Here is a 22,990-nt window from a genome sequence, read left to right as displayed (position 1 = left end):
TCTACGCGAATCAAACCAGACCCGCAAGTTTCTCCTGGTCCATGGCCAAACGGATCACGGAATTGACGTAAGTCTCCCGATCGGATCTTCCGGAAATATAGTCTTGATAAACGGACTGTAAGAGTAGATAAAACATTCTTCCGACTCCTAAGAGAATGTTCGGACCGGTTTTTACGGGGCATGAGCGTTTTTTCCGATCCCGACTTTTTTCTTGCCGCTAAATTTGCTCACGGGAACCTGAATAAAGTGAATCCTCTTTCCGACACTCAGATCCGAGAAGCGAAGGAAGCCTTTTCCGAAAGCGGCCTCCCCTTCCGAGAAAACTCGGACTTAAGCGTGCATTGCTCTTTTAAAATCGGCGGAATCTGTCCCATTCTAATCGAACCGGAAAACACGGAACAAATCTTGGAGGCTCTTTCGATTTTCAAGAAATTGGACCTGCCTTGGAAAATCTTGGGTGGAGGAACCAACGTACTCATTTCGGATCATCCCGACGATTTAATCGTATTCAAGCTTTCCGGAGAATTTAAGGAATACCGGGATTTAGGAGACGGGCTCTTTCAGATCGGAGCGGCAACGAATACCACTCCCACCTTCCGACAAATTTCCCAGAAAGGATATACGGGAGCCGAATTCTTAAGTACGATCCCTGGATGGACCGGAGGCGCGGTTATCCAAAATGCGGGCTGCTATGGGGGAGAACTTTTCGATCTCATCCAGGAAGTGGAATTTCTGAGAGACGGACAGATTCACAAACTTCCCCCTTCGGAAATCAAGCACGGTTATAGGTTCACCGAGTTCCTACAAAAAAAGGATTCTATCATTCTTTCCGTTACCATACGACTAAAGACGGGAGATCCGGACGAGATCGAGGCGTCTCTAAAGGAAAAAAGGGATAAACGCAATTCCTCCCAACCTCAAAATAAGAAAAGCGCCGGATCCATGTTTAAGAACCCGAAAATCTACGACCAGGAAGGCAAGGAAAGGAAGGCCTGGCAGTTTATAGATTCCGCGGGCTTAAGAGGATTACAAATCGGAGGCGCTCAGATTTCTCCGGAGCATTGCAATTTTATCGTGAATACGGGTGGAGCGAAAGCCTCCGACGTAAATAGTCTCGTTTCTATTGTCCAAGAAAAAGTCAGAAAAGAGACCGGGGTATCTCTCGAAAGAGAAGTAGAATATTTCGGAACCGTACCTTAAGGAATTTTCTATGGCCGTAGTCAGAGATCCGGAAGACAAAAAAGAAAGAATTCTCAGCTCTGCATTGAGATTATTCACTCGGCAGGGATTTGAAGGAACGCCCATTCCGGATCTAGCCAAAGACGCGGGAATAGGTGCCGGAACCATCTACAGATACTATAAAAGCAAAGAAGAACTCGTAAACGAACTCTTCCGCTTCTGGAAAAATAAACTGAGAGAGACCTTGGCGGAAGGTTTTCCGGAAAAAGCTAAGGCAAAGGAACGCTTCCTTCACCTCTGGAAGGCGCTAGCCGGTTTCTACGATCGCTATCCAGATGCTTTCGAATTTTTGGAGCTACATTATCATTCTCCCTATCTCGATCAGGAAAGTAAGAATGCTACGGCTAGAACCATGGAATTCATCTGCATGTTTTTAGAGCAGTCCCGATCCAAAGGAGAGATCCGTTCCGATCTCGGCTCCATGGAACTCGTCTCCTTATGCTACGGAGGGTTCGTAGGAATGGTAAAAATGTCCCAAGGGGGATATATAAAACTCACTCCAGAAACCGTTCATGCAGCCGCCTCAACATTATGGAAGGCCCTAGAAAAATAAGAACTAGCAAATCGGTCCCTTCTTCTCATCAACCTAACTAAAATTAAATCTCAAAATCCGGCTTCCTTATTCTCTTTCTCTCTTCTTGTAAAAACGAGTTCCTTATTTACAAAAATGCGATTGACCTTTTGGGGAATACGTTCGCTATCGATATAAATCGTTTTCGGTCCAGTAGTTTTTCGGAATATGAATTCCGATTCCGAATTACCAAGAATAAAATCGGCGGGACCGGAATCTTTCATTTGACAGCATTTAGCGTTAACCGACTCTTTTTGCCTGTACTTTATAAACACAAAAAGGCTCACGCGAGAAAAATATATGAAAAGGGTAACCGAATGGAAGTCAAAATGCTATCTGAATCCCAGCTCCTTTCCTCGGATCCACAGCTCACAGAAAATCATGATCCGCTCCCGCAAGAACGGAACGAAAGAATGCAAAAGCACCAAAGGAAATATGAACAATCTCGAAAGAGAATTATTCAATCCGCACTTAAACTTTTTTCGGAAAAAGGTTTTTTTGAGACTAGAATCCCCGAAATTTCCGCTCATGCGAAAGTCGGAGTCGGAAGCTTGTACAGACATTTTAAGAATAAGGAGGACATGTTTAACGAAACATTTCGTACATGTATCCAAGATTTCGAAAAATTCTTGGACGAAGGCCTACTGAAAGAAACTTCTCATAGAGAACGATTCTTTACCTTCTGGAAAGGTTTACGTTTCTTTTCTCAGAGAGAATTCGATCAATTCACCATGATCGAACGCAACCTCTCCTCAAGCCTCTTGGACGAAGAGAGTCTTATGGAAGCGGATAAACTTCGAACCAAGATCAATAATTACTTCTCCTATTCGACAGAAAAGGACGACTTGTATTTCATTTATCCCTGTATCATCTTAGGTTCCTTTTCCGGGATCCTAAGATTGTATGTGGGAGAAAGAAGTCTGAACGATTCGGTGCTAGAAAAATCCGCAGAAATGCTCTGGGACGGTTTTTCTAAGATCTCGGCTCCGAATCCTACCCAGAGAAAAAAAGATAAACAGCCCAAAAGGCATTAAGCGGTGAATCGTGGAGGAGGTTTTCGGACTTTCCTCCGCGAATAAATCGAATCTAAAGCTAGATAAGCTCTCTTTTATCCCCAAATAGATCCCGGATACTATACATTCTTTTGCTCTTATTCTTTCGATACGGCATCCCGAATGTCCGAAAAAGAATCGAGGATGGTATAATTGTATTGAAAAAGATACCGGAAATGAGACGTTTCCTTTTGGTAAAGAAATTATTTATTAATTCGTCCCCTAAGACGGTCGAATCGGGCATTTCGTTCCAGCGAGAATTATCGTGAAGTTGCGCTATCTTTTATCCATACTTTTATTTTGGGCCTGTTGCACTCCCGTCAATGTCAACAATCCCGGGATTCCCTATTCTAAAGCCTGGTGGGAAACGAATCTATTACGTTGCGTCCTGGGAGAATTAGAAGCCTGCGTTCCCGGCCCCAGAATTATCGGAAGTTTTAGCACTGCGTATGTGAGTGGTAATTCAGGAGCGGTTACGGGTTCCACTTTAAATTGGAGCTCAGATAGTGACGGGTCCTATTCCGTTTTAGCAGGATCCACCAGTTGTTCCGATGGAACATCCTTATATTCAGGCACGATCACGGCATTTGCGGCAAACACATCCAATATTTCCGCATCTTCCCTATCGGTAGGCGCGAATTATATCCGCGTTTGCGTGACGGATTCGGAAGATGATACCGGATCCGCTATTTTCAGAATCGATAGGGATGATACAGCGCCCAGCGTAGCTACATCTCCGAGCGAAGGCTCGTATAATTCGGCTCAAAGCGTTTCTTTGACCTGTACGGACAACGCGGTAGGTTGCGATAAAATCGCGTTCGTCACGGACACTTCTACTCCGGATATAGACGGTCCCACAGGAACGATCAATGTAGGAACCCAATATTCCACTCCGATCAACGTATCGGCAAATACCACCACGGACTTCAAATTCCAAGCCAGAGACAAAGCGGGAAACGTATCCACCGTATCGAGCGCGAGTATCGTCGTGGATACCGTGGCGCCTTCCGTTTACTCTACGAATCCAAGTAACAGCGCCACGGGAATTTCCCCTTCTCCCGGAGCGATCACTCTGAACTTCGGGGAACCAATGGACACCGGAACCACAATGTCCATGACTACGGAGGTCAATAACGGAACAGGCTGGGTCACGATTCCGAATTCGGGAACCGTCTACGATTGGCAGGATTCTCAGACCTTAGTCATCACGGTAAGTTGGATTTATTTTCCCGAAAATTCCCAGATTCGATGGACGATCCCGAATACCGCGTTACGCGATTTAGCGGGAAATACGATGAGCCAACAAGGAACTTTTACTACCGGAAGTCGCACAACCTCGGCGGGAAGCCAAACTTATACCGGTCCGACCGCTCATGGAACTTATACTTCCGATATAGTGACCTCGGATTCTTCCACCGGATTAAATTGGAAAACCTGCTGGGAAGGAAAAACGGCTTCCGATTGCTCCGGAAGCGCCTTACTCAATTATACTTGGGAAAATGCACTGAATGCCTGCGCCTATCTAAATACCTTACATGGCTCCAGCATAGGCTACTATGCGCGCCAGAATTGGAGACTCCCGAATATTACGGAATTGTATTCTTTAAAAGAAGGAAGCTCGGCTCCGTATATTAATTCGACCGCCTTTCCGAATCCTATCACATACGCGACTTGGACTTCGACTCCGTCCGTAATTCACACTCCGAACGAAGCCTGGGGCCAAACGGTGGTATTCGCCTACGGAACCATAGGAGAATACGATAAGACTTTCGGATACGAAGTCTTATGCGTAAGCGATTGATTTTAGGGCTTGATTAAAAGACTCGGATGGTATTCTTCCGGAGTCTCGTATCCCATTATATCCAGAATCGTGGCGGCTACGTTGGCCAGCCCGGACTCCTGTAGATCCTTTTTAAGGCTCAACTTGCCTTCCGGATCCAAAATACTGAAAGGAACCGGATTCAAAGTATGGGAAGTCTTAGGCACCGGACGACCGGATTTATCCGTTTGAACGTTCCCTTTCTTGTCTAATTGATACATTTCGTCCGCATTACCGTGATCGGCGCTCACCAACAAAACTACATTACTTTTTTTGCAAGCTTCAGCCAATCGACTCATACATCCGTCCAGGAATTCCATCGCCTTGACCGTAGCGGCGTAATTTCCGGTATGACCCACCATATCTCCGTTCGGAAAATTAATCCTATAAAAGTCGTGCTTATTCTCCGCGAGAACTCTTTCCAATTCCTTTGTGATCGCTTCCGCTTTCATTTCGGGTGTCTGATCGAACGGGATGACGTCTGACGGGATTTCCTTATAATCTTCACTAGTGGAATCGAATTTTCCGGAGCGGTTCCCGTTCCAGAAGAATGTGACGTGCCCGTATTTCTGAGTCTCGGAGAGCGCGTATTGGGAAACTCCGGACTTAGCCATATATTCTCCCAAAGTGCGATCGATCGCGGGAGGGCTTACCAAAAAACGGGCAGGCAATTGAAGATCCCCGTCGTATTGCATCATTCCCGCGTAACATACCGCGGGCAATTTTCCGCGATCGAATTTATCGAAATCGGATTGGGTAAAAGCCATGGAAATCTCGATGGCCCTATCTCCCCTAAAATTAGTGAATACCACCGAGTCTCCGTCGGAAATTCTTCCTACAGGATTTCCGTTCTCCGCAATCACGAAAGAAGGAAGGTATTGGTCGATCACCGCCGGATCTTCTTTTCTGAAAGTCTCTATAGCCGTCTTTGCATCCGGGAAGAATCTACCTTCTCCCTTTACGTGAATCTTCCAGCCTCTATCCACCATGGACCAATCCGCCTCGTAGCGATCCATGGTAATCGTCATTCTTCCGCCTCCGGAAGCGATCCGGATGTCCGTGCCCTTCGAGCGTAAAGAGGAGAGCCATTCTTCGAAAGGAATCAGATAATCCAAAGCGGATTTTTCCGGCACGTCTCTTCCATCTAGAAGAATATGCAGTCGGATCTTAGAAACGTTCTCTCGGATGGCGCCTTCTATTAATGCCTTAGTATGATCGATATGTGCATGAACATTGCCGTCCGAAAATAATCCGATCAAATGTAGGACGGAGTTTTTTTCCTTTACGTTTCCGACGATCTCCTTCCAAGCCTTACCTTCGAATAACGATCCGTCGGCGATGGAATTGCTAACTAGCTTCGCCCCCTGATCGAATATCCTTCCGCAGCCAAGTACATTATGACCTACTTCGGAGTTCCCCATATCCTCGTCGGAAGGCATACCCACCGCGGTTCCGTGCGCTTTAAGATAAACCGTGGGCGATTCCTTCCAAAGCCGATTCAAAAACGGTAGCTTTGCTCCGGCGATCGCGTTTCCGAATTCGGGACCCTTAGGGGTATAACCAACGCCGTCCAAAATCACGAATAGGACTTTTCTAGGAGAGAAGGGAGACTGTTTCTTAAGGTTCATTCCATTCCAGGAAAGCCCGAGTAAGCCCCTCGTCAAGAGGATTCGCGTAATGAGTTCGGCATACGTCCTTCGGTTTAGACCTACTTTACCAAAAATAAGGCCAAATCCCGGTTTTTCGGTGGAAGAGTTCTAATCGCAAGATATGATGGTTGCAATCATATTAAGATTCCATTCGCCTAATACGAGCGAATAGAGGATTGTATATGATAAATTTTTAATAATTTATTTCTTCCGAAGATATTTTAAACATGAGTCCCAAAGGTCCCAAGCCCTTAGACCCTATGACGGGTAATCCCGTAGTTCCAGCCTTCTTAAAAGTGAAGAAGCTGAACGAAGTGGTCAGCTATTACATGAACGACAAGGTGACTCACTCCGTGTACAAGGCGGTCGCAGGCGCTACCTCTTTCAAGAATGTAAAGAAAAGACAACTTTTCGAGCCTCAGCATAAAGTTCCGGAAGTAGGAGAACTCTCTCCTAAGGAAATAGATCTACATTTAAAGAGATTACTCGAAGACGGAACCGTTTCCCAGTTAGCATATCTTGTCAGCGATAATAATGAAAAGCAACCCGAGGCACGCCCATGCTATGCGGCCTTTCCCGAAATCGAATCTTTAGACCTAAGCAGGATCTATCTGGAAGTGTTGGACTATTCCGTAACTTCCCTCATAGGATACTTGGATCGCAAACCCGAAATCAACAAGGCGCTGCTTTCGGATAATTTGGAAAACGATTGGGAATCCGGCGCCAGAAGCGAAGCTCCTTTTCCCCAGCTTTTTCTCTACTTGAGAGAGTCCTTTAACAATCCTCATTTTAGAATTTCCCCTAATCCGGAATTCGTTAAAGATTTCCTGTTCGAATTGGAGGACGATCTTTTCAAAAAAGGTAGGGTCGTGGACGTCCCAGGTTATGGATTATTCGGAATTCGTAATGCAAAAGAATCCGTACAGATTATGGAATACGTGGACGACTTCATGCAATCCAAGGCGGCAAAGCAACTTCGATACGCTCTTCATGACGAGTTCCAGAAAATCGCTATGGAAGAAAAGTTATATTATTCCAATCCTTCGCATCCCGAAACAACCAAGTTTCGATTGGCAAGAACGGAAGCTTTTGCAAACGCACTCCCCTCCGGTAATCCTAGCCCCGGATTTCCGGGAATGCTTAGCGTGGTGCTTATGCGTTCTCTATCCGAGTTGGCGGAAAAAGAATTACAAAAGCAATCCGCGGAAAAAGAAAGAAATCGTTTCCATGAAATCAAAAAGAATCTAGTCGCTGAGGGCGCCCGCTGGGATCGAAAAGTGCTCTTGCTGACGGATAAGGAATTCAAATCTTATCCGGACGAACTCAAGAGAATGTTGATCGACGATTTAGAAATCGGCTATTCCACTTGGGAAACCAAAACCACGACGATTCATGCCTTTTTCCATAAGAATCCGAATAGCGTAAGGCAAATCATCCTGAGCCTGGGGGCCGCCGTGGGAGTCGAGGCCTGGAAGATTTTATGCGTCCGCCATCTAGTGGAATCGAACGAGCCTCAAATCAAATCCATATTCAACGACCCGGAACTCGTAAGAGCGTACGGAAAAGTATTAAGAAAAGGTTATATGGACTATTTCCCTTGGTACTATTCCATTTTGGATTGGCTGGGGATAGGTCGACTATTGCAAGATATTTTCTTCGCCCAGGCAAAGGAAAAAATCCGAACCCAACAGAATTTTCTGAAAGCCAAGAACCATGAGGCCGCCAAGAAAGAGGAGCAGGTCCGCATTCAGGACAGAATCAAGGAAGAGGAAAAGATCCGAATTGCGGAACAGAGAAGTAAGATATTCTCCGCGATGGACGGATATTATTTTCGAAAACAACTCCCGCCCACCTCCTCGGAAATCCAAGGAATCCTTCCCGAATTTCCCGCCGATCTTTTCTACCAAATATTGGACCGCGAAAAATTCGTTTTGTTAAACTGGGAAAAATCCAAGGAAAAATACGAACAGGTACTTTGCTATCCGGCGGACGAAAACTTCAGAAGCAAAGCCAGAGAATTACATAAGACTCTCACGGAAAGATTAGAAGTCCTACAAAATAAGGTCAGAACCAACGAAGAGGAAGACGCTCGAAATCGAATCGTCAAAGTCGTAAAACATATAGACGATTGGTTCTCCTCGCATAAAGGCCCCGAGAAATCGGCAGGAGCGCAAAAGACGGATAAACCCGCAAGCGACGATCCTTTCGAATCCTTCCGCAAAGAGATCGATAAACTGAAGAAACCGAATGCAGGAGAGAATTGATTCTCTCTCCTACATCTCTTCCCGAAATATCCTAAAAAACTTACGATTCTTTAGCTAGCAGAAATCTCTATACGAAAGAGGATCGGGAATTCCAAGTATCCGAGAAAAAAGAAATCGGACAAAAAAGTGAGCAAAACCTCATATTTAATTTGTTGGAAGAAGAAACGCTTTGTCACAAGCTTCCGGAAGAGACCGTTAAAAGGATTCCATAGTAAATCGTCTTTATGAAGTATATATCACGTCTATTTCGAAGAATTATCTTATCCGAAATCCTTCTACTTTCGATATTTTTGTCTTCTTGTAACGACGCCAAACCGGTAAACATAGATGCAAGCGGTAGTGCTACCGGATTTCTTTTGTCGATCGAGCTTCCCGGTTCGGGGGGTGAGACTCTTCCCGAAGGTTTTCCTAGTCCTTCCGTGAATTCCTTTTACGACGCGGGAAATAGCTATATCGATTTGAATTTTCCCGGCACATTTTCTTCCGACGAAACTTTTACGATGAGTTTCGAAAACGTAACTACGGTCCAGACTCCCGCCTTCGTAGGATACGATAACTTCACATTACTCCAAGGAGAAACTGTGAAGAATATCGGCTTTGCTCTGGGTTCCGACGACGATAATTGTTTGGATCGTCCGGGAGACAGATTTTCGGTTCGAATTCGTAGAACTTCCACCGGCGATGAACATTCCTACACCTTTACCGTGTTAGATGGAGATTATTGCGTATTCGAATCCGCTCCTACCGCAGCGCCTAACCTAGGCGGTCTGACCCAAATGGACGCTACCTGCGAGCAATTGGCGATTCAAAAAGGCCTTCCTAGAGTTCCGGTTAAGTACAAGGCCATGGTAGCGGCCGTTTCCGCAAGCCAAGGAAATCGAAATCCGGGAGAAGCTCTTTCTTCTACCTCATTCTTCCGATCCGGTAAGAAATATGTACGCCAACAAGCCGACGGGTCTTGGGTAAAGATCTTTCAGAATTCAGGAAGTTGGCCCCCCAATACTTGGACGCCGGGGGTAAATTTCGATAACCCTTTTAGCGAAACCTCTAACGGATACTGGACCGGAATGAACTCCGGATGGGGTTCCCAAACCTTCGAATCTTGCATGAATCCGGAAGGCTCGGAGAGCTGGAAACCGAGTACGACTTCCACCGATTCGGGAGCCATCGGAGCGCCGAGCATTTCTCCGAACGATGCAGCCCGTGCAAATATACAAACCTGCTCTAGTGCTACGGAATCGCCTTCTACCTTCATTTGCGTGTATTCTCCTTAAGTCTCATTGGAAATACGTTCGAAAAGATCCGATCGCCCGAAAGAAGGGCGGTCAGAAAGATATTTCCTTATTCTTTTTTTCCTTTAAATCATTCTGAAACCCAAAAATTCGTTCATTTTTTCGAGAGCTCTTTTGTTTATTCCTTTATACAGGGGATTTTTAGTCCGAATCGAACGTTTAGGTGGATATGTAGGTTATGGAAGGAAGATCGTTTTATTTATATATTGCAATTTTAGTATCTATCCTCCTTGTCGGATGTAATACCGCCAATAGCACAGCATTAGATGCAAGTAAGCCGAACAGTCTCGGCGGAATTCTCAACATAAATCTATCGCTTCTCTTAGGACCTACTTATCCTATCCAAGTCCAAGGAGACGCAGGCTCCGTTTACGTACCCACGGTATACGAAAACTCGGAGATGGAATTTACCTTAATTCTCACGAATCCTTTATCGCAATCCGGCCAAAAAGCGGAGTTCGTTTTCTATCCAAGCTCTCCCTTGATCTCCATTTCCGGACATGATGCCAACGGATTCTATAAGGATTATTTTTCTTACGATGAGCAAAAAAGCGGTATCTATATGTTGATCGACTTCGCTCAGGATGAGGACTGCATCAAACAGGATTATTTTATCATTGCGGTCGATACCGTTTCCAATATTCCCCAATGGATTCGGCTCCATACCACGGATGAGGATAAATGTACGTTCGTAGCCACGAACGGCGGATGGGGATACAGCGGATCTTTCGCAAATAATTATATCAATAATTCCTTGGGTGGCGCGGTGGAAGCTGCGGATGCAATCTGCGCGTCCAATATTCCCGCCGCTATGAACGTAAATTCTCCCACGTTTAAAGCGATGATCGTAGTTTCCAGTGCGCCTAACGGAGCTGCGACTCGTACTCTTTCCACCAATTGGGTCTTTAGCGCGCCTTATACCGCTATTCGATATTTCGGCCGAGGCGGATACACGAAAATCTTCGATCTAGCCTACCAGGGAACACATCCGGATTTTGCCAACGAGAACCACTTAGAAAATAGTTTCGGGGGAGCGGGAACCATTTGGACCGGATTCTCCGACAGCAACTGGGGGATAGGAACTCCTTCTCAAACCCAATGTGCCGGCGGAGCGGGACAATTCGCTTATTCTTGGTATAGCGCCAGCGCATTAACCGGAAGCTATGGGTTATTAAACGAAATCTATTATCAGGCGATCGCCAAATTTAGTACGACTTCGACGGGTCTGGACTTGCAATCTTGTAACACATCTCGTTACTTACTTTGTGTGGAACAGTAGATCTCTTACATTCTCCTACAGCCCTTCCAGGGCCAGTCGATAAGGAATTTATTTTTTTCCTAACCGGATAAAAAAAGAGCAACAAGTTCCGACCAACTTTGTTATAAAGGGTCGGGGAATTCCCCATGAATAAGCGAATGAGGGAGGAAAACATGGTTTTCTATCGTTCCCAACTGACTTTTTGCCTCTTCCTTTTATATTCTGTCTTTTTGTCCGCCTGCAATAGCGCAAAAAGCGTGGATTTAGACGGTAGCAAGAGCCCCGTCTCCGCTCTCGTAATGCAAGACCCTAGCATTGTACTCGGAGGTTCTCCCATCGCTTTACAGCAAATGGATGCGAACGGAGGTCTTACCACTACGCCCCCTACGATCCCGGAAGGAGTTCGCGTAGGAACAAATACGATTACATTTGAACTGGCAAATGCTTTGGATGCTCAAAAAGGTGAGACTGTCACATTCAATTTCGCGACTAATAATACGAGCTCCATTCCCATACTGTATATAAACGGAGCGCCTCCCACCAATAATAGTTTTACCTTTGATCCGGCGAAGCAGGCGAACGTAGTTACGATTTCCTTCTATTTAATCGATGCGGATTGTATCGAACAGGACTACGTGTTAATCGCGACCGACACGATCACGAATGTGCCTCAATATTTTACTCTTAAGACCACAGACACCGAAAAATGTGCGTTTGTAGCGACTAACGGAGGAAAAGGTTGGCCGGGCAATTTCGCTTTTGACGGAAAATTAAGCGACGCAGCTATCGATATCGCCGACGCCGCCTGCAATAATTCGAGCGACAAGCCAGGAACTTTTCCGAGCTCCGCGACATATAAAGCCGTAATCAGTGTGAGCGCGGCCGCCAACCGTTCCGCTTCTAAATTAAGAGGTTTGCAATTCTCCGGAACCTGGCCGTTGGCGGTATCTACGACCTACTATTTCGGCAGAAATAACGTAAAATTATTCACGACCGATTCTTCCGGTATTTACGGATTTAATCCCGCATTGACTCAAGCCTTGGGTAGCGGAACATTATGGACCGGACTGAATTCATCCTGGGGATCCGGAACTGTAACCGTAAGTGAATGCGCCGCTCTAAACGGCCAAAGCAGTGCGGCATCTTGGAGCGATACCGCCGGAACCTCCATCACCGGTTATTACGGGGATCTTTCCGCTTTGGATGTAAATCTGATCTCCAAGCAATTGGGAATAGGACCTGCGGCAGGCCCGAGCGTTTCTCTTTGTTCGCTAAAACGCAATTTTCTATGCGTAGCTCAATAAAGGTCAGAACCGGACGTCGTATCTAACTTCTCCGTTCCATCCCAAACCGTTTCCACCTATGATCATAGGCTGGTAGGACGGGGCTACGCTAAATTTAAATCCGGAATTAGGTCCTTCCGAAATTCCGGCGGCTTGCTCAGCCTTCGTTCCTAAATAATAAGAATATAATACTTGTAGGCCGTAAACCAGTCCGAGAACGTACTGATAGTTATTTCCTTCTCCGGCGAGACCCTGGTAATGATTATAAGGGCCTTTATTTACGAGAAAAGCAAGAACCAACCTTTGAGTAGTATTGCTCGGGCTAGACAGAACGGGATCGCTCAACGCATAAGCGAAATAATTAGTCGCTCCCTGTTCGTATGCGTTCTTTGCGGAGTTAAAGGCACTTTGAGTATGCGCGGTGGAATATGCCGCTCCTGCAAATAGAATAAACGTCCCGATTGCAAGATATTTCCTGTCGGCTTTCCAGAATCCCCAACCCGGTACAACGGCGGAACGAATGGAATAACTCCAACGAGGCTTATTATACCATTTCGAACCGATCGGCTCTTCCGGTTGCTTTACCGGTTCTTCCTTAGCTTTTTCCTTAACCGGTTCTTTCTTGGGTTCCTGTTTAGGGGTATCCTTGAGATTCAACTCCACGATATCCGTCTTTGGAATCGTTAGAACCTTACCGTCCACTTCGATCTGTACTTCCGTTCTGGTCTGATTGACGACCTTTCCTTGTAAAACTTTTCCATTTTTCAGGGTTAGGCTAGAAGCCAATAGGTTCGAAGTGAATAATACGAGACAGAGTGTTAAAAGCCAGCGGTAGGCCATACTTCTATTTAATCCAGGATTTGTTTGATTACAGACGAAAATTCGTTTGCCTATACCTTTTAAATCGGGTTCGCTTTCTACAAGAAAAAACCGAATTTACTTGAAAAAAGACCGTAGGAAAAAACTTTCTATTTTACCGTGTCCGAGACCTTGTTTTTCGAAAAACTATACAATAAAAATAAGGACCACTTGTTTTCATTTATTCGCCGTTCGATCCGGGACGAATCGACTGCATTGGACCTCCTACAGGATACATTTTTAAACTTCTTTAAGCACTATACCGGCAAGGATATCCCGGACGAACAAATATCCCGGATGATCCTATTCCGCATCGCCCGAAACCTGATGATCAATCATGGCAAGTCCTACTACCAAAAGAACGTCTCCCTCGTCGGCGAAGAAAGCTCAGTAGTATTCGGATCCAAAGCGCAAGGACCCGAGGGCCAGGTCTTGGATGATATCGAAGCCCAAAATCTGGGAAAAATGCTAAGCGAATTATTAAGCACCCTACCGGAAGAGCAGAGAACGGCAATCGACCTGAGGTATTCCCAGAATTGCAAACTGGAAGAAATCGCTCAGGTATTGGATCTTTCCGTTTCAGGCGTTTCTAGATTATTGGAAAGAGCCGAAAAGCATCTCCTCCAGGAAGGTAAAAGGAAGGGGTTTCAACCTTCTTCTTTTTTGAAATCTTAAGGATTTTATGTATTTCGAACAATCGATTCTTTTCGTCAAAAAAGCCATACCCCCCAAAAAAACGAGCAAGGAAGTCGGAAGCAGTTTGTTAGTCCAACTGAGCGGGCAGGTTAAACCCCTTAGGCTCCGGATCGGGAAACGGTATTAAAAGGATGGATAGAATGAACCCTGAATTTCAAACATTCGTAGAAGTCCTGAAAAATATCCAACCGATCTCTAAGGCTCCTGATTTCGATCCTAACTGGATCGGCAAGTCTCCCCGCTTAACAGTGGAGGCAAATATCATGCAATCTCCTACACAAAACAATGTAGTGGAATTAAAGTCCAAAAACAAAGTTTGGTTTTTGGCCGCTGCGGCGGTCTTGATCGTCGGGATCGGAATCGGCTCTTACTTTACGGTTTTCAAGAAAGAAACTCCGGCTCCAGTAGCAGAGGGAGTTCTTCTAAAAGCGGCGGTCGTCTTTGTGATCGGGGACGTTAAGACTCATAAGGACGCTCCGACTCAATTACATTTAGGTGATATACTTTCGGAAGGTGATAGAATCGTCACCGGAAAAGGCGGTGCGGTGGACATCGGACTCACCGATTCCAGTGTAATTCGCTTAAAGGAAAATTCCGAACTGATTCTAAAAGGTTTGAGACAAACCGATTCCTCCCAAGTAAGACTGTCCCTTGTTTCGGGAAAAATTCTGAACTTGGTCGAGAAGGAAAAGAAGAACTCCAACTATTTCGTAGACACCCCCACAGTCGTAGCTGCGGTTAGAGGAACATCCTTCGAAGTGAACGCCTCTTCTACCGAATCATCGGTCTTCGTTGTGGAAGGATCCGTCGAAGTTACTCCTCTCGTTCGCGATAAAACTCAAAAAGTGCTGAACGGCGGAGGACTGATCGTGGTCACCACCGATGAATCTCAAGTATCCGAAGATGCCGCTAGAACCAAAAAATCTCTTCCGGAATACGGAGAGATGCGTAAGAACTTGGGCGGACTGGATAAGGAAGTTCTCGAAACCACTCAAAACTTAAAAACCGCTAAGACAGAACAAGAGCTCGAAGAACTCTACGATAAAAGCATCGAACGTATCATAATGAAGGACGGTCGTGAGTTAAGAGGCGTTGTGGTTTCCCAAAAGAAAGGAAAACTAATCGTCCAAACATTGAAAGGGTCCTATATCCTGGACGAGAATTCAGTGGATAAGATCGTCTACTGATCGATTAGGAAAGCCTCCTTTTCTATTTCGAACCCGGAGTGAAACACTCCGGGTTTTTTATTTCGAGACCGTTGTTCCTACATTTTCTATACGGACCATTCTCCTAATTTCTTATCGATAGAGAAGGACCCTGCCCCGAAAATCAAAAGAGAAAGACTCATGCCGACTGCGAGTATGTGGTATTCGAAACCTTCTCCTCCCTTATCGCCGAACCAATTCATAAAGAATCCGAATTCAATATGAGTAAAACCGGCGACGGTTAAAGTAACCGCAAGTCCTAGGGCCCAAAAGCGGGTCAAGAATCCGAGAACCAGTCCGAGAGTTCCTACAAATTCGAATACGATTACGAGGACTCCTAAGAAATGAGGGACACCTAAGGTCTGGGTAAAATATTCCATGGCTGCCTGGTAGCCGGCCCCGTCGAACCATCCCAAGGCCTTTTGAGCCCCGTGAGGGAAAATGGATACGGCCAAGGCTAATCTAAGAAACAGAGGCGCATACCCCGAAGAAGTCTGAAAAAAATGATACAGCATGAGTCTTTCTCATTGGAATCCATTTGTAGCGTCGATTCCAGCCATTTTCGACCAATCCAACGAGAGCCATCCGGGCCAAAATAGGTTGTCGAAACGCCCGTTTCCGGAAATTTTGGCAATACGAACGCATCGGAAGGTACCTATGTCTGAAGAGACAGCCGAAAAGAAGAACAAGAAAGTCAACAAGATGAGTGCTCAAGAGCTGGATCAAGCCCTGAAAAACGCCGTCGAGAAGATGAATGGGGAAACGAGCAAGTACGTACAACATCTTAAAGCGAGAAAGGAAGAACTACTCGCTAAAAAGAAGTAAGCACTACTTAACATCCCGTTAAAACCCTCCGCCTGCTCGGGTGGAGGGATCGCCTCTCTTAATTTTCCAAGAACCATGCTACAATTTATCGATATAAAGCACCGGTTCGGTAGCTCCACCCTTTTCGAAAAATTCTCCTGGCATATCAAACCGGGATCCAAAATCGCTCTCGTAGGACCGAACGGTTCCGGTAAGTCCACGTTGTTCCGTATGGCAACCGGCGAGTTAGCTCCTGAAGAAGGTTTGGTCAGCAGATCCAAACATGCGGAGATTTCGCTCTTCCAACAGATTCCGGATTTCGATTTCGAAGCCAAGGTGATCGATACCGCCTTATCCAAACATAAACATTATAACGAATATGTAAAACGTTCCGAAGAAATTCGGGAAAAGATGAATCTTACGGATCACGATTCTCCCGCCTTCAACGACCTGTTGGAAGAGCAAAGCGCCCTGGAAGAATACGCCTTTACCTACGGAGTACACGAATTAGAAGCCAAGGCCCGCAAAATCATCGGCGGATTAGGCTTCTCTAACGAACAGATGGAAAAAAAGGTAAAGGAATTTTCTCCGGGATACCAACACAGGTTAGGACTCGCGATAGCCATCCTAAACCCGGGAAACCTTCTTCTCTTGGACGAACCCACAAATCACTTGGATCATGCGTCCAAAGATTGGCTGGCGGAATATTTACGCGGTACGAATCGTTCCTTCGTACTCGTTACTCACGATCCGGAATTTTTGAATGCGACCTCGGACACCATCGCGGAACTGAATCCTTCCGGAGTACTCGAATTCAAAGGAACCTTAGAGGAATATTTCGAACATAAGAACGAACTACTGGATAAATTACGCGTTCAATTCAAAAAAGAAGAGGCTTATCTCAAACAGAGAACCGAATGGATAGAACGTTTCCGATCCAAGGCTACAAAGGCGAAAGCGGTCCAAAGCGTCATCAAGAGATTGGAGAAAAGGGAGAAAGTCGATGCTCCGGAAGAGTCCTTTTGGAATTCCAAAACGGATTATCAATTCAACTTTACCCCCAGCGGTAATCTATCTTTCCGAATCGAAGGAGGAGAATTCCACTACGAAGGAAAGGAGAAGAAAATCTTCGAAAACGCCGAGTTGCATGTTTCCACAGGCGATAAGATCGCGGTCATCGGCCCCAACGGAGCGGGAAAATCTACTTTCCTCAGATGTTTATTAGGAATTCATAAATTAACTAAAGGAACCGTCACATTCGGACCCAAAACCAAGATCGGTTATTTTTCACAGAACCATCATGAAGATCTGGATCCCGATAAGACCCTATTGGAAACGGTTCTCTCCGTTTATCCGGATCTCCCGGATGTGGAAGCGCGCAAACTCCTAGGTTATTTTTCCTTTAGCGACGACCGGGTATTCAAAAAAGTAGGATTGCTTTCCGGTGGCGAGCAAAGTCGTCTCAGACTCGCTTTGCTTGTAAGATTCTCCTCAAATACTCTATTCCTGGACGAGCCCACGAATCATTTGGACTTGGTGGTTCGGGACAATCTGAAAAGGGCACTGCAAGCTTATCCCGGCGCGGTATTGGTCATCTCTCACGATCCGGATTTCCTGAAGGATCTTTGCACTCGAACCGTTTCCGTTTCCGGCGGAAAGATCCGAGACCTGAATTCCAGCTTTTCCGATTATCTTAGATTTCCCCCGGAAGATCTCCAGGCGGAGGGAGAAATTCGGAGCTCGAGCGAGCTAAATCAAAAAGATTCTCAGAAAGACAAGAGTCGGTCCCAAAAGAATTCGGATAAGAATCGCCTGAAGAAAATCCAAAAGGATATCGAGCAAATCGAAGGGAAAATCGCCCTGCTTGAAAAAAATAAAGCGAATTCGGAAGAGCTGTTAGCCGATCCGGAATTCTATAAAAAGCGCAGTTATCAGATGGAATTGGACACTTATAACGAGACAAAGGCGGAGATTTCCCGCCTCACCGAAAATTGGGAAAAGCTCCAATTGGAGATGGAAGAACTTTCTTCTGCTGTCTAAAGAATAAACGAATACAGGAAACGGAATGAACCCTATCGAACTTAAATCAAGACTGGATGCACGCAAATCGGGAAAGGACGATTTCTATCTTTTGGACGTTCGAAATCCGAACGAACAGGAGATTTCGATCATTGAAGGAACGGATCTCTTGATCCCCGTCACCGAACTCCCAGGAAGAGTTGGCGAATTGGATTCTTGGAAGAATTCCGGAAAGGATCTAATCGTTTACTGCCGCTCCGGAGGAAGATCCGGAAACGCCTGCGCGTTCTTAAAAAGCGTAGGTTTCGGTAAAGTATTCAATCTGGAAGGCGGAATCCTACAATATTCGGACGATGTGGATTCTTCTTTGGCTAAATACTGAAACGCTCACTTTAGGAACGAAGAAATGACCGGAAGTACTTCTTCCGGTTTTTCCACATGAGGTAGATGCCCCGCGCTCTTCACTAAAACGAATTTGGGTTTCAATAATTCTCTCAGATAAGCTCCGGATTCCAAGGGAGTGGTCTTATCCTCTTCTCCCCAAAACATTAATACGGGTTTTTTCGCCAGAGCCAAGCTTTCGAAATGAACTTTAGGATCTCTGACGATTAAGTTTCTAAGTGTGGATAGAATGGCCCTTCTAAAACCGATGAAACTCATCTGTTTTCTATAACCTTCTACCCAGTCGTTAGGCACCTTGCTTGGATCCACAAAATCCTTGGATATTCCTTTCGGTAGGGAAGGAATATAAACGGTAGTATTCAAATACTCGCCGATCCAGGGCAGATTGAGGGGAAAGATACTCGTGGTTTGTGAAAAAGGATCCACCAGAACGACTTTCTTCACTCTGCTCGGATTCTTTCCGGTATAAGCGGCCACGATCGGTCCCCCCATGGAAAGACCCATGATATCGAATGAATCTTGAATATGAAGAGAATTTAATAGATCCTCGATTTGCGAAACGAACAGATCCATCTTATAGACCGTATCCGGGCGATCGGAGTATCCCCGGCCGTATAGGTCGAATCTAAGCACTTTATAACCGGAATGTAATAGAGACTCAACTACCGGATCCCAAATATAATACGGAGTGGAAAATCCGTGGACCAGAACGACAAGCTTTCCTTTTTCGGGGCCCGCAAGTTCGTAATGGACTGTGCCTTTCGCGAGAGTGACAAAACTTCCCTTTGCGCTTGCTCGAGCCACTTCGTTCAATTCGGAATCTTCGAACGATCTAAGAAAAGGCAGAATCGAAATTACGAGAACTAGTCCCGCGATTCCGATCGGGAATAGTCTGCGTTTCATTCTTCGCCTAAAAGTATTTTACGAAAGAATAAAAAACCTTCGTCGAGAGGATCGCCCATACCTCTTTTTTTCAGCATTCCCGTCATATCCAAAACGATGATTCCGTACATCCAGGAATACATGGTCCTAGCAAGAGAAGGATAATCCTCCTCCCGAATTCGAAACTCCTTGGAACGAACGCCCGCTCGAATCGTTTCCAAAAAAACCCGATAACTCGTCGGCAATTTCGGGAAAGCTTTACGATGCATATGCCCGTGAACGGTATTGAACATCACCTTATGAAGTTCTTGGTTGTTCCCGGAAAAGTCGTAATACGCTCTAGCGATCAAAGTCAATTTCTGATAACAAGAATTTCCATTGAGCCGTGCGGCCCTTAATGTTTCGGTGAGCTGAGCCTCTCCTTGGGATATGATAATTTTTATAATATCCTGTTGGCTTTTGAAATGAGAATACGGACTGGCCACGCTACAGTCCAATTTTTCGGCGATCCGTCTCATGGATAGACCGTCGATTCCCTCTTCGTTCAATATGTCCAAGGCTGCTTGAACAATGGATTCTTTATTTAAACTGTTTCTAGTACGTCGTCTAGGACGTGTAGCTACTGCGGTCATAGTTTTTGCCTTAAGATCGCGGTCCGGAGGCATAGATCGGCTCCGAACGCTATCCCCAATGTCCAGTTATCCCAAAAATAGGCAAGATGTTCAAGAGTTTCCTTTTCAAATTCGGGGTTTTTCACAGGATAGCACCAAAAAAGACAGAAACGGATCCATCGCATGAAATCTACCGGTAATACAAAGACTAAGCCGAAGAAAAAAACAGTCGGTCTCCCGCAAAAAGCAGCTAAAACGGCATCCAAATCTCCCAAAAAAGCCACAGACACCAATCAAAAAATCGCGAGCCTCTCTAGGGGACATTTTCCCGCTCCTTGGAATTTAACGGGAGAAGGCTTTCTTTTCCCCCTATTCGGCAGGAAGTCCTACAATTCCGAAATGGGATTCTTCGACGACGAGGATCGCAAATCCTATCGAGGCGGAATCGGTTCCTTGATGCTAGTAAATTACGAAAGGTCCGACGTCGGTCCATATTATGAATTACTATATATCCCCGGAAATTTCGAGTACAAGGACAGAAATTATAAGCGGATCACTAGAATATTCGTTTCCAGCCAGACTTCCGTTGAGGAAGGAATCCGCAATTGGGCCATCCCTAAAGAGAGAGCGGATTTTAAATGGGAAAAGAAAGGCCCCTTTACGCATATCGAAGTCTCTCGAAACGGGAAAACTTTCTTTAAGATTTCCATCCGTACTCTGGGTTTCGGATTTCCGGTCACAACTTCCGTACTACCTTACGTACTTCTACAAAAAGCGGAAGATGGAAGCCGTCTCAGCACGGCGTTTATCGGCAAAGGAAAAGGAAAGTTCGCGAGAATAGAATCGATTTGGACCGACGAAAGCGTTTTCCCCGACTTCATAAAAGGTGGAGGATTCAAAACCGGAATCGGCGCCTCGCCGTTCAATCTGGTATTCCCCGTTGCCGAAATCGTGGATTAGAAAAGAAAGAATATTCGAAAAATTTGATATTAAAATCGACCTAACGACCATGTAGAACGGAGTCATACCATGTTTAGAGCCGCCAGGGCATCGATTTTTTGCTTCATATTCTTCTCATTTTTGGGATTGGAATCCGCTCCTAACGGACGGGCGAAACCTCTCCCTAAAGATTTCCCCTTCGAGGCGGGAATGGCCAAAGCGGATATCACAGGACCTCCTACGGGAATCATGTTCTGGGGTTACGCACAAGAAGGCCAAAAGGGAGAGGGAATCCACCTGAGACAATTCGCGAGAGCGCTCGTTATCAAGGACGTAAAATCGGGCAAGCTTCTCGCATATGTTACCTCTGAATTGGGCGGTGTTCCACATGAAGTCCAAAGAGACGTGGTCGCGAGACTTAAAAAGGAAGTGGATCCTTCGTTCAATTTGGCGAACGTTTTACTGAACGCATCCCATACTCATAGCGCACCTGCGGGTTTCTTCCATTATATTAAGAATTCCATATACACTACCAAATTTTTTCCGGAATATTACAACGTAATCGTGAACGGAATCGTTCAATCGGTTAAAGAAGCGTATTCTAAGAAAGAGCCCGCTCAATTACTGATCGGAACCGCAAAGGTGGAAGGAGCCGGCGTAAATAGATCGGCGATCGCATACGAAGCGAATCCGGAAGAAGAGCGTAAGAAATACGATTCGAATGTGGATAAAACCATGATACAAATCGTAGTAAATACTCGTAAGGGTGCCGTCGGATTCGTGAATTGGTTCGGAGTTCATACCACGAATATGACCTTCAATAACCACCTCATTTCGACCGATAATAAAGGATACGCATCTTATTTGGCGGAATCCGAAGCCGCAAAACGAGGGCAAAAGGATTTTACCGCCATCTTCGCCCAAGCAAACGAAGGAGACGTCACTCCGAATCTGAATCTGGACAATACCGGGCCGGGTAAAGATATGTTCGAGAGTACCAGAATAATCGGCGAAAGACAGTACACCGCAAGTGCCCAGATCTTAAACGACGAAAAACTCAGATCCTTACCTTCCGGCCTAAGTTTCGCCCAATCCTTCTTGGACATGCCCAACTCGATAGTCGGAAAGGAATTCTCCGGAACAGGTAAAGACGAAAAGGTTTGCACTTCCGCCTACGGATACGCGTTAGCCGCCGGTTCTACCGAAGAAGGCGGAGGACATTTTCTCTTTCACGAAGGAATGAAGGACGAGGATAGAAAATTCTATATAGATCTATTGGCTTCTTTCCTACTGCAGTCTCCCACGGAAGAGCTTAGAGAATGCCAAAAGCCGAAAGCGATCCTTTTTCCCATGGGGGAGACCAAACCGGACCCTTCCTTATCGCAAATCCTACCGATCGGCTTAGTGACCATCGGGGATTTCGGATTGATCGTATCTCCGAACGAAGTAACGACCATGTCCAGTAGAAGAATGAAGGACGTCGTCCGAAAAGTGCTCGGAGATAAGGTGCGAGAGATCGCTCTCTCCGGTTTGACTAACGATTTCGCGGGTTATATCACCACAAAGGAAGAATATTCCACACAACAGTACGAGGGCGGTCACACTTTGCATGGCCCCTTCAGTCTGGATCTTTTTAGACAGGAATACGATCGCCTTGCAAAAGATTTACTGCAGGAAAAGACCAGCCTGCAAGGCCCCCTGCCTAAGGATTTGAGTGCGAGCGTCATAACCACCGAGATCCCGAGAGGAGGAAAAAGAAAGTCCTTCTCTTCGCATGTAGTGACGCCGAATGCGAGCTCCGCAAAATCAGGAGAACTCGTATCCTGCGAGGTAACGACCGTAAATCCGAATGAGGCTTATCCGAAGCAAAAATCCTATTTCGATGTGGAAAGGAAAGTGGGGGAAAAATGGATCGCGACATATACCGACGCGGACTGGTCGACTAAATTCGTTTTCCAAAAATCCTTCTTTCCGTTTTTAGAGGACAAAGCAATCCTATACTGGCAGACGGAAAAAGGGGACTTTCCCGGCTCCTATAGACTTAAACATTCCTCGTCCTACTTGGGCGAAGACGGAGTTGCGGTCCCCTTCTCGGCAACTTGCCCGGAACTAGAATTAAAATAAGTTTCCGGGAAAGATTTATATTA

21 protein-coding genes and 1 pseudogene are annotated in these 22,990 nt (G+C 45.7%); 16 read left to right on the top strand and 6 right to left on the bottom strand.

Annotated features, from left to right (window positions below):
- Nucleotides 1-10 precede the first annotated feature (10 nt).
- The gene (locus LEP1GSC061_RS22025) at nucleotides 11-136 is read right to left on the bottom strand and encodes a hypothetical protein (RefSeq protein WP_016546261.1); all 126 of its coding nucleotides are present in this window, start codon (nucleotides 134-136) and stop codon (nucleotides 11-13) included.
- A 44-nt stretch (nucleotides 137-180) separates the two neighbouring features.
- On the opposite strand from LEP1GSC061_RS22025, the gene murB reads away from it, so the two are divergent.
- The 5 genes and pseudogenes from murB (at nucleotide 181) to LEP1GSC061_RS16885 (ending at nucleotide 4,663) form a co-directional block, all read left to right on the top strand.
- Nucleotides 181-1,200 (top strand): UDP-N-acetylmuramate dehydrogenase, encoded by a 1,020-nt coding sequence (murB, locus tag LEP1GSC061_RS16910; RefSeq protein ID WP_016546731.1) that lies wholly within the window; start codon nucleotides 181-183, stop codon nucleotides 1,198-1,200.
- Between the two features lie 10 nt (nucleotides 1,201-1,210).
- The gene (locus tag LEP1GSC061_RS16905; RefSeq protein ID WP_016545994.1) at nucleotides 1,211-1,792 is read left to right on the top strand and encodes a TetR/AcrR family transcriptional regulator; all 582 of its coding nucleotides are present in this window, start codon (nucleotides 1,211-1,213) and stop codon (nucleotides 1,790-1,792) included.
- 335 nt (nucleotides 1,793-2,127) lie between these two features.
- A pseudogene (locus LEP1GSC061_RS22055) lies at nucleotides 2,128-2,391 on the top strand (TetR/AcrR family transcriptional regulator); the annotation flags it as partial.
- Entirely contained in the window at nucleotides 2,392-2,844 is a 453-nt protein-coding gene (locus tag LEP1GSC061_RS21955; protein ID WP_232218505.1) for a TetR/AcrR family transcriptional regulator, read from the top strand. It begins immediately after the preceding pseudogene.
- A gap of 283 nt (nucleotides 2,845-3,127) precedes the next feature.
- Nucleotides 3,128-4,663 carry an Lcl domain-containing protein gene (locus tag LEP1GSC061_RS16885; protein WP_016546012.1) on the top strand — a complete coding sequence of 512 codons (1,536 nt, stop codon included), beginning with the start codon at nucleotides 3,128-3,130 and terminating at the stop codon, nucleotides 4,661-4,663.
- Between the two features lie 2 nt (nucleotides 4,664-4,665).
- Here LEP1GSC061_RS16885 and gpmI read toward each other — a convergent pair whose 3' ends face one another.
- Nucleotides 4,666-6,309 (bottom strand): 2,3-bisphosphoglycerate-independent phosphoglycerate mutase, encoded by a 1,644-nt coding sequence (gene gpmI / locus LEP1GSC061_RS16880; RefSeq protein WP_040509057.1) that lies wholly within the window; start codon nucleotides 6,307-6,309, stop codon nucleotides 4,666-4,668.
- Between the two features lie 248 nt (nucleotides 6,310-6,557).
- Between gpmI and LEP1GSC061_RS16875 the strand changes: the two genes are divergently transcribed.
- The 4 genes from LEP1GSC061_RS16875 (at nucleotide 6,558) to LEP1GSC061_RS16855 (ending at nucleotide 12,448) form a co-directional block, all read left to right on the top strand.
- Nucleotides 6,558-8,594 carry a hypothetical protein gene (locus LEP1GSC061_RS16875; RefSeq protein WP_016546385.1) on the top strand — a complete coding sequence of 679 codons (2,037 nt, stop codon included), beginning with the start codon at nucleotides 6,558-6,560 and terminating at the stop codon, nucleotides 8,592-8,594.
- 224 nt (nucleotides 8,595-8,818) lie between these two features.
- Entirely contained in the window at nucleotides 8,819-9,868 is a 1,050-nt protein-coding gene (locus tag LEP1GSC061_RS16870) for a DUF1554 domain-containing protein (protein WP_016546671.1), read from the top strand.
- A gap of 196 nt (nucleotides 9,869-10,064) precedes the next feature.
- Entirely contained in the window at nucleotides 10,065-11,165 is a 1,101-nt protein-coding gene (locus LEP1GSC061_RS16860) for a DUF1554 domain-containing protein (protein WP_016546354.1), read from the top strand.
- 125 nt (nucleotides 11,166-11,290) lie between these two features.
- The gene (locus tag LEP1GSC061_RS16855; RefSeq protein ID WP_016546256.1) at nucleotides 11,291-12,448 is read left to right on the top strand and encodes a DUF1554 domain-containing protein; all 1,158 of its coding nucleotides are present in this window, start codon (nucleotides 11,291-11,293) and stop codon (nucleotides 12,446-12,448) included.
- A 3-nt stretch (nucleotides 12,449-12,451) separates the two neighbouring features.
- On the opposite strand, the gene LEP1GSC061_RS16850 is transcribed toward LEP1GSC061_RS16855, so the two are convergent.
- Nucleotides 12,452-13,267, bottom strand: coding sequence for an LA_0442/LA_0875 N-terminal domain-containing protein (locus tag LEP1GSC061_RS16850; protein WP_016546567.1), 816 nt, complete (start codon nucleotides 13,265-13,267; stop codon nucleotides 12,452-12,454).
- A gap of 138 nt (nucleotides 13,268-13,405) precedes the next feature.
- Here LEP1GSC061_RS16850 and LEP1GSC061_RS16845 point away from each other — a divergent pair, with 138 nt between their 5' ends.
- On the top strand, nucleotides 13,406-13,960 hold the full coding sequence (locus tag LEP1GSC061_RS16845; RefSeq protein ID WP_040509051.1) for an RNA polymerase sigma factor: 555 nt from the start codon (nucleotides 13,406-13,408) through the stop codon (nucleotides 13,958-13,960).
- A gap of 152 nt (nucleotides 13,961-14,112) precedes the next feature.
- On the top strand, nucleotides 14,113-15,168 hold the full coding sequence (locus LEP1GSC061_RS16840) for a FecR family protein (RefSeq protein WP_016546075.1): 1,056 nt from the start codon (nucleotides 14,113-14,115) through the stop codon (nucleotides 15,166-15,168).
- Between the two features lie 86 nt (nucleotides 15,169-15,254).
- On the opposite strand, the gene LEP1GSC061_RS16835 is transcribed toward LEP1GSC061_RS16840, so the two are convergent.
- A complete protein-coding gene (locus LEP1GSC061_RS16835) occupies nucleotides 15,255-15,701 on the bottom strand; it encodes a DoxX family protein (protein ID WP_016546404.1) in 447 nt (148 codons plus the stop codon).
- 142 nt (nucleotides 15,702-15,843) lie between these two features.
- Here LEP1GSC061_RS16835 and LEP1GSC061_RS21735 point away from each other — a divergent pair, with 142 nt between their 5' ends.
- The 3 genes from LEP1GSC061_RS21735 (at nucleotide 15,844) to LEP1GSC061_RS16820 (ending at nucleotide 18,391) form a co-directional block, all read left to right on the top strand.
- Nucleotides 15,844-16,011, top strand: a complete 168-nt coding sequence (locus tag LEP1GSC061_RS21735) for a hypothetical protein (protein ID WP_016546619.1) — start codon at nucleotides 15,844-15,846, stop codon at nucleotides 16,009-16,011.
- Between the two features lie 75 nt (nucleotides 16,012-16,086).
- Nucleotides 16,087-18,030 carry an ABC-F family ATP-binding cassette domain-containing protein gene (locus LEP1GSC061_RS16825; RefSeq protein WP_016546247.1) on the top strand — a complete coding sequence of 648 codons (1,944 nt, stop codon included), beginning with the start codon at nucleotides 16,087-16,089 and terminating at the stop codon, nucleotides 18,028-18,030.
- Nucleotides 18,031-18,055: 25 nt separating this feature from the next.
- Nucleotides 18,056-18,391 carry a rhodanese-like domain-containing protein gene (locus LEP1GSC061_RS16820; protein ID WP_016546600.1) on the top strand — a complete coding sequence of 112 codons (336 nt, stop codon included), beginning with the start codon at nucleotides 18,056-18,058 and terminating at the stop codon, nucleotides 18,389-18,391.
- Between the two features lie 5 nt (nucleotides 18,392-18,396).
- Here the strand turns inward: LEP1GSC061_RS16820 and LEP1GSC061_RS16815 are convergent, their stop codons facing one another.
- Complete coding sequence (locus LEP1GSC061_RS16815) at nucleotides 18,397-19,314, bottom strand: alpha/beta fold hydrolase (protein ID WP_016546496.1); 918 nt, start codon at nucleotides 19,312-19,314, stop codon at nucleotides 18,397-18,399.
- Nucleotides 19,311-19,925, bottom strand: coding sequence for a TetR/AcrR family transcriptional regulator (locus LEP1GSC061_RS16810; RefSeq protein ID WP_040509340.1), 615 nt, complete (start codon nucleotides 19,923-19,925; stop codon nucleotides 19,311-19,313). The genes LEP1GSC061_RS16815 and LEP1GSC061_RS16810 overlap by 4 nt, the downstream gene beginning before the upstream one ends.
- A gap of 162 nt (nucleotides 19,926-20,087) precedes the next feature.
- On the opposite strand from LEP1GSC061_RS16810, the gene LEP1GSC061_RS16805 reads away from it, so the two are divergent.
- Together LEP1GSC061_RS16805 and LEP1GSC061_RS16800 are read left to right on the top strand one after the other, a co-directional pair.
- A complete protein-coding gene (locus tag LEP1GSC061_RS16805; RefSeq protein WP_016546670.1) occupies nucleotides 20,088-20,864 on the top strand; it encodes an acetoacetate decarboxylase family protein in 777 nt (258 codons plus the stop codon).
- A 69-nt stretch (nucleotides 20,865-20,933) separates the two neighbouring features.
- Nucleotides 20,934-22,967: a neutral/alkaline non-lysosomal ceramidase N-terminal domain-containing protein gene (locus LEP1GSC061_RS16800; protein WP_016546142.1), complete on the top strand. Its 2,034-nt coding sequence runs from the start codon at nucleotides 20,934-20,936 to the stop codon at nucleotides 22,965-22,967.
- Nucleotides 22,968-22,990 lie beyond the last annotated feature (23 nt).

Origin of the sequence: Leptospira wolffii serovar Khorat str. Khorat-H2 (genome assembly GCF_000306115.2) — a bacterium.
GTDB classification, from domain to species: Bacteria; Spirochaetota; Leptospiria; order Leptospirales; family Leptospiraceae; genus Leptospira_B; species Leptospira_B wolffii.
The sequence above is the reverse complement of the archived record's forward strand: the minus strand, read 5'-3'. Positions and strand labels throughout refer to the sequence as shown.

Bases quoted from the DNA above. Each gene is read 5' to 3' on its own strand.
- LEP1GSC061_RS16840 (WP_016546075.1), top strand. From the start codon at position 14,113: ATGGATAGAATGAACCCTGAATTTCAAACATTCGTAGAAGTCCTGAAA.
- LEP1GSC061_RS16815 (WP_016546496.1), bottom strand. From the start codon at position 19,314: ATGAAACGCAGACTATTCCCGATCGGAATCGCGGGACTAGTTCTCGTA.
- LEP1GSC061_RS16820 (WP_016546600.1), top strand. From the start codon at position 18,056: ATGAACCCTATCGAACTTAAATCAAGACTGGATGCACGCAAATCGGGA.
- LEP1GSC061_RS16860 (WP_016546354.1), top strand. From the start codon at position 10,065: ATGGAAGGAAGATCGTTTTATTTATATATTGCAATTTTAGTATCTATC.
- gpmI (WP_040509057.1), bottom strand. From the start codon at position 6,309: ATGAACCTTAAGAAACAGTCTCCCTTCTCTCCTAGAAAAGTCCTATTC.
- LEP1GSC061_RS16825 (WP_016546247.1), top strand. From the start codon at position 16,087: ATGCTACAATTTATCGATATAAAGCACCGGTTCGGTAGCTCCACCCTT.
- LEP1GSC061_RS16905 (WP_016545994.1), top strand. From the start codon at position 1,211: ATGGCCGTAGTCAGAGATCCGGAAGACAAAAAAGAAAGAATTCTCAGC.
- LEP1GSC061_RS16875 (WP_016546385.1), top strand. From the start codon at position 6,558: ATGAGTCCCAAAGGTCCCAAGCCCTTAGACCCTATGACGGGTAATCCC.
- LEP1GSC061_RS16805 (WP_016546670.1), top strand. From the start codon at position 20,088: ATGAAATCTACCGGTAATACAAAGACTAAGCCGAAGAAAAAAACAGTC.
- LEP1GSC061_RS16855 (WP_016546256.1), top strand. From the start codon at position 11,291: ATGAATAAGCGAATGAGGGAGGAAAACATGGTTTTCTATCGTTCCCAA.
- murB (WP_016546731.1), top strand. From the start codon at position 181: ATGAGCGTTTTTTCCGATCCCGACTTTTTTCTTGCCGCTAAATTTGCT.
- LEP1GSC061_RS22025 (WP_016546261.1), bottom strand. From the start codon at position 136: ATGTTTTATCTACTCTTACAGTCCGTTTATCAAGACTATATTTCCGGA.
- LEP1GSC061_RS16810 (WP_040509340.1), bottom strand. From the start codon at position 19,925: ATGACCGCAGTAGCTACACGTCCTAGACGACGTACTAGAAACAGTTTA.
- LEP1GSC061_RS16850 (WP_016546567.1), bottom strand. From the start codon at position 13,267: ATGGCCTACCGCTGGCTTTTAACACTCTGTCTCGTATTATTCACTTCG.
- LEP1GSC061_RS21955 (WP_232218505.1), top strand. From the start codon at position 2,392: ATGTTTAACGAAACATTTCGTACATGTATCCAAGATTTCGAAAAATTC.
- LEP1GSC061_RS16800 (WP_016546142.1), top strand. From the start codon at position 20,934: ATGTTTAGAGCCGCCAGGGCATCGATTTTTTGCTTCATATTCTTCTCA.
- LEP1GSC061_RS21735 (WP_016546619.1), top strand. From the start codon at position 15,844: ATGTCTGAAGAGACAGCCGAAAAGAAGAACAAGAAAGTCAACAAGATG.
- LEP1GSC061_RS16870 (WP_016546671.1), top strand. From the start codon at position 8,819: ATGAAGTATATATCACGTCTATTTCGAAGAATTATCTTATCCGAAATC.
- LEP1GSC061_RS16835 (WP_016546404.1), bottom strand. From the start codon at position 15,701: ATGCTGTATCATTTTTTTCAGACTTCTTCGGGGTATGCGCCTCTGTTT.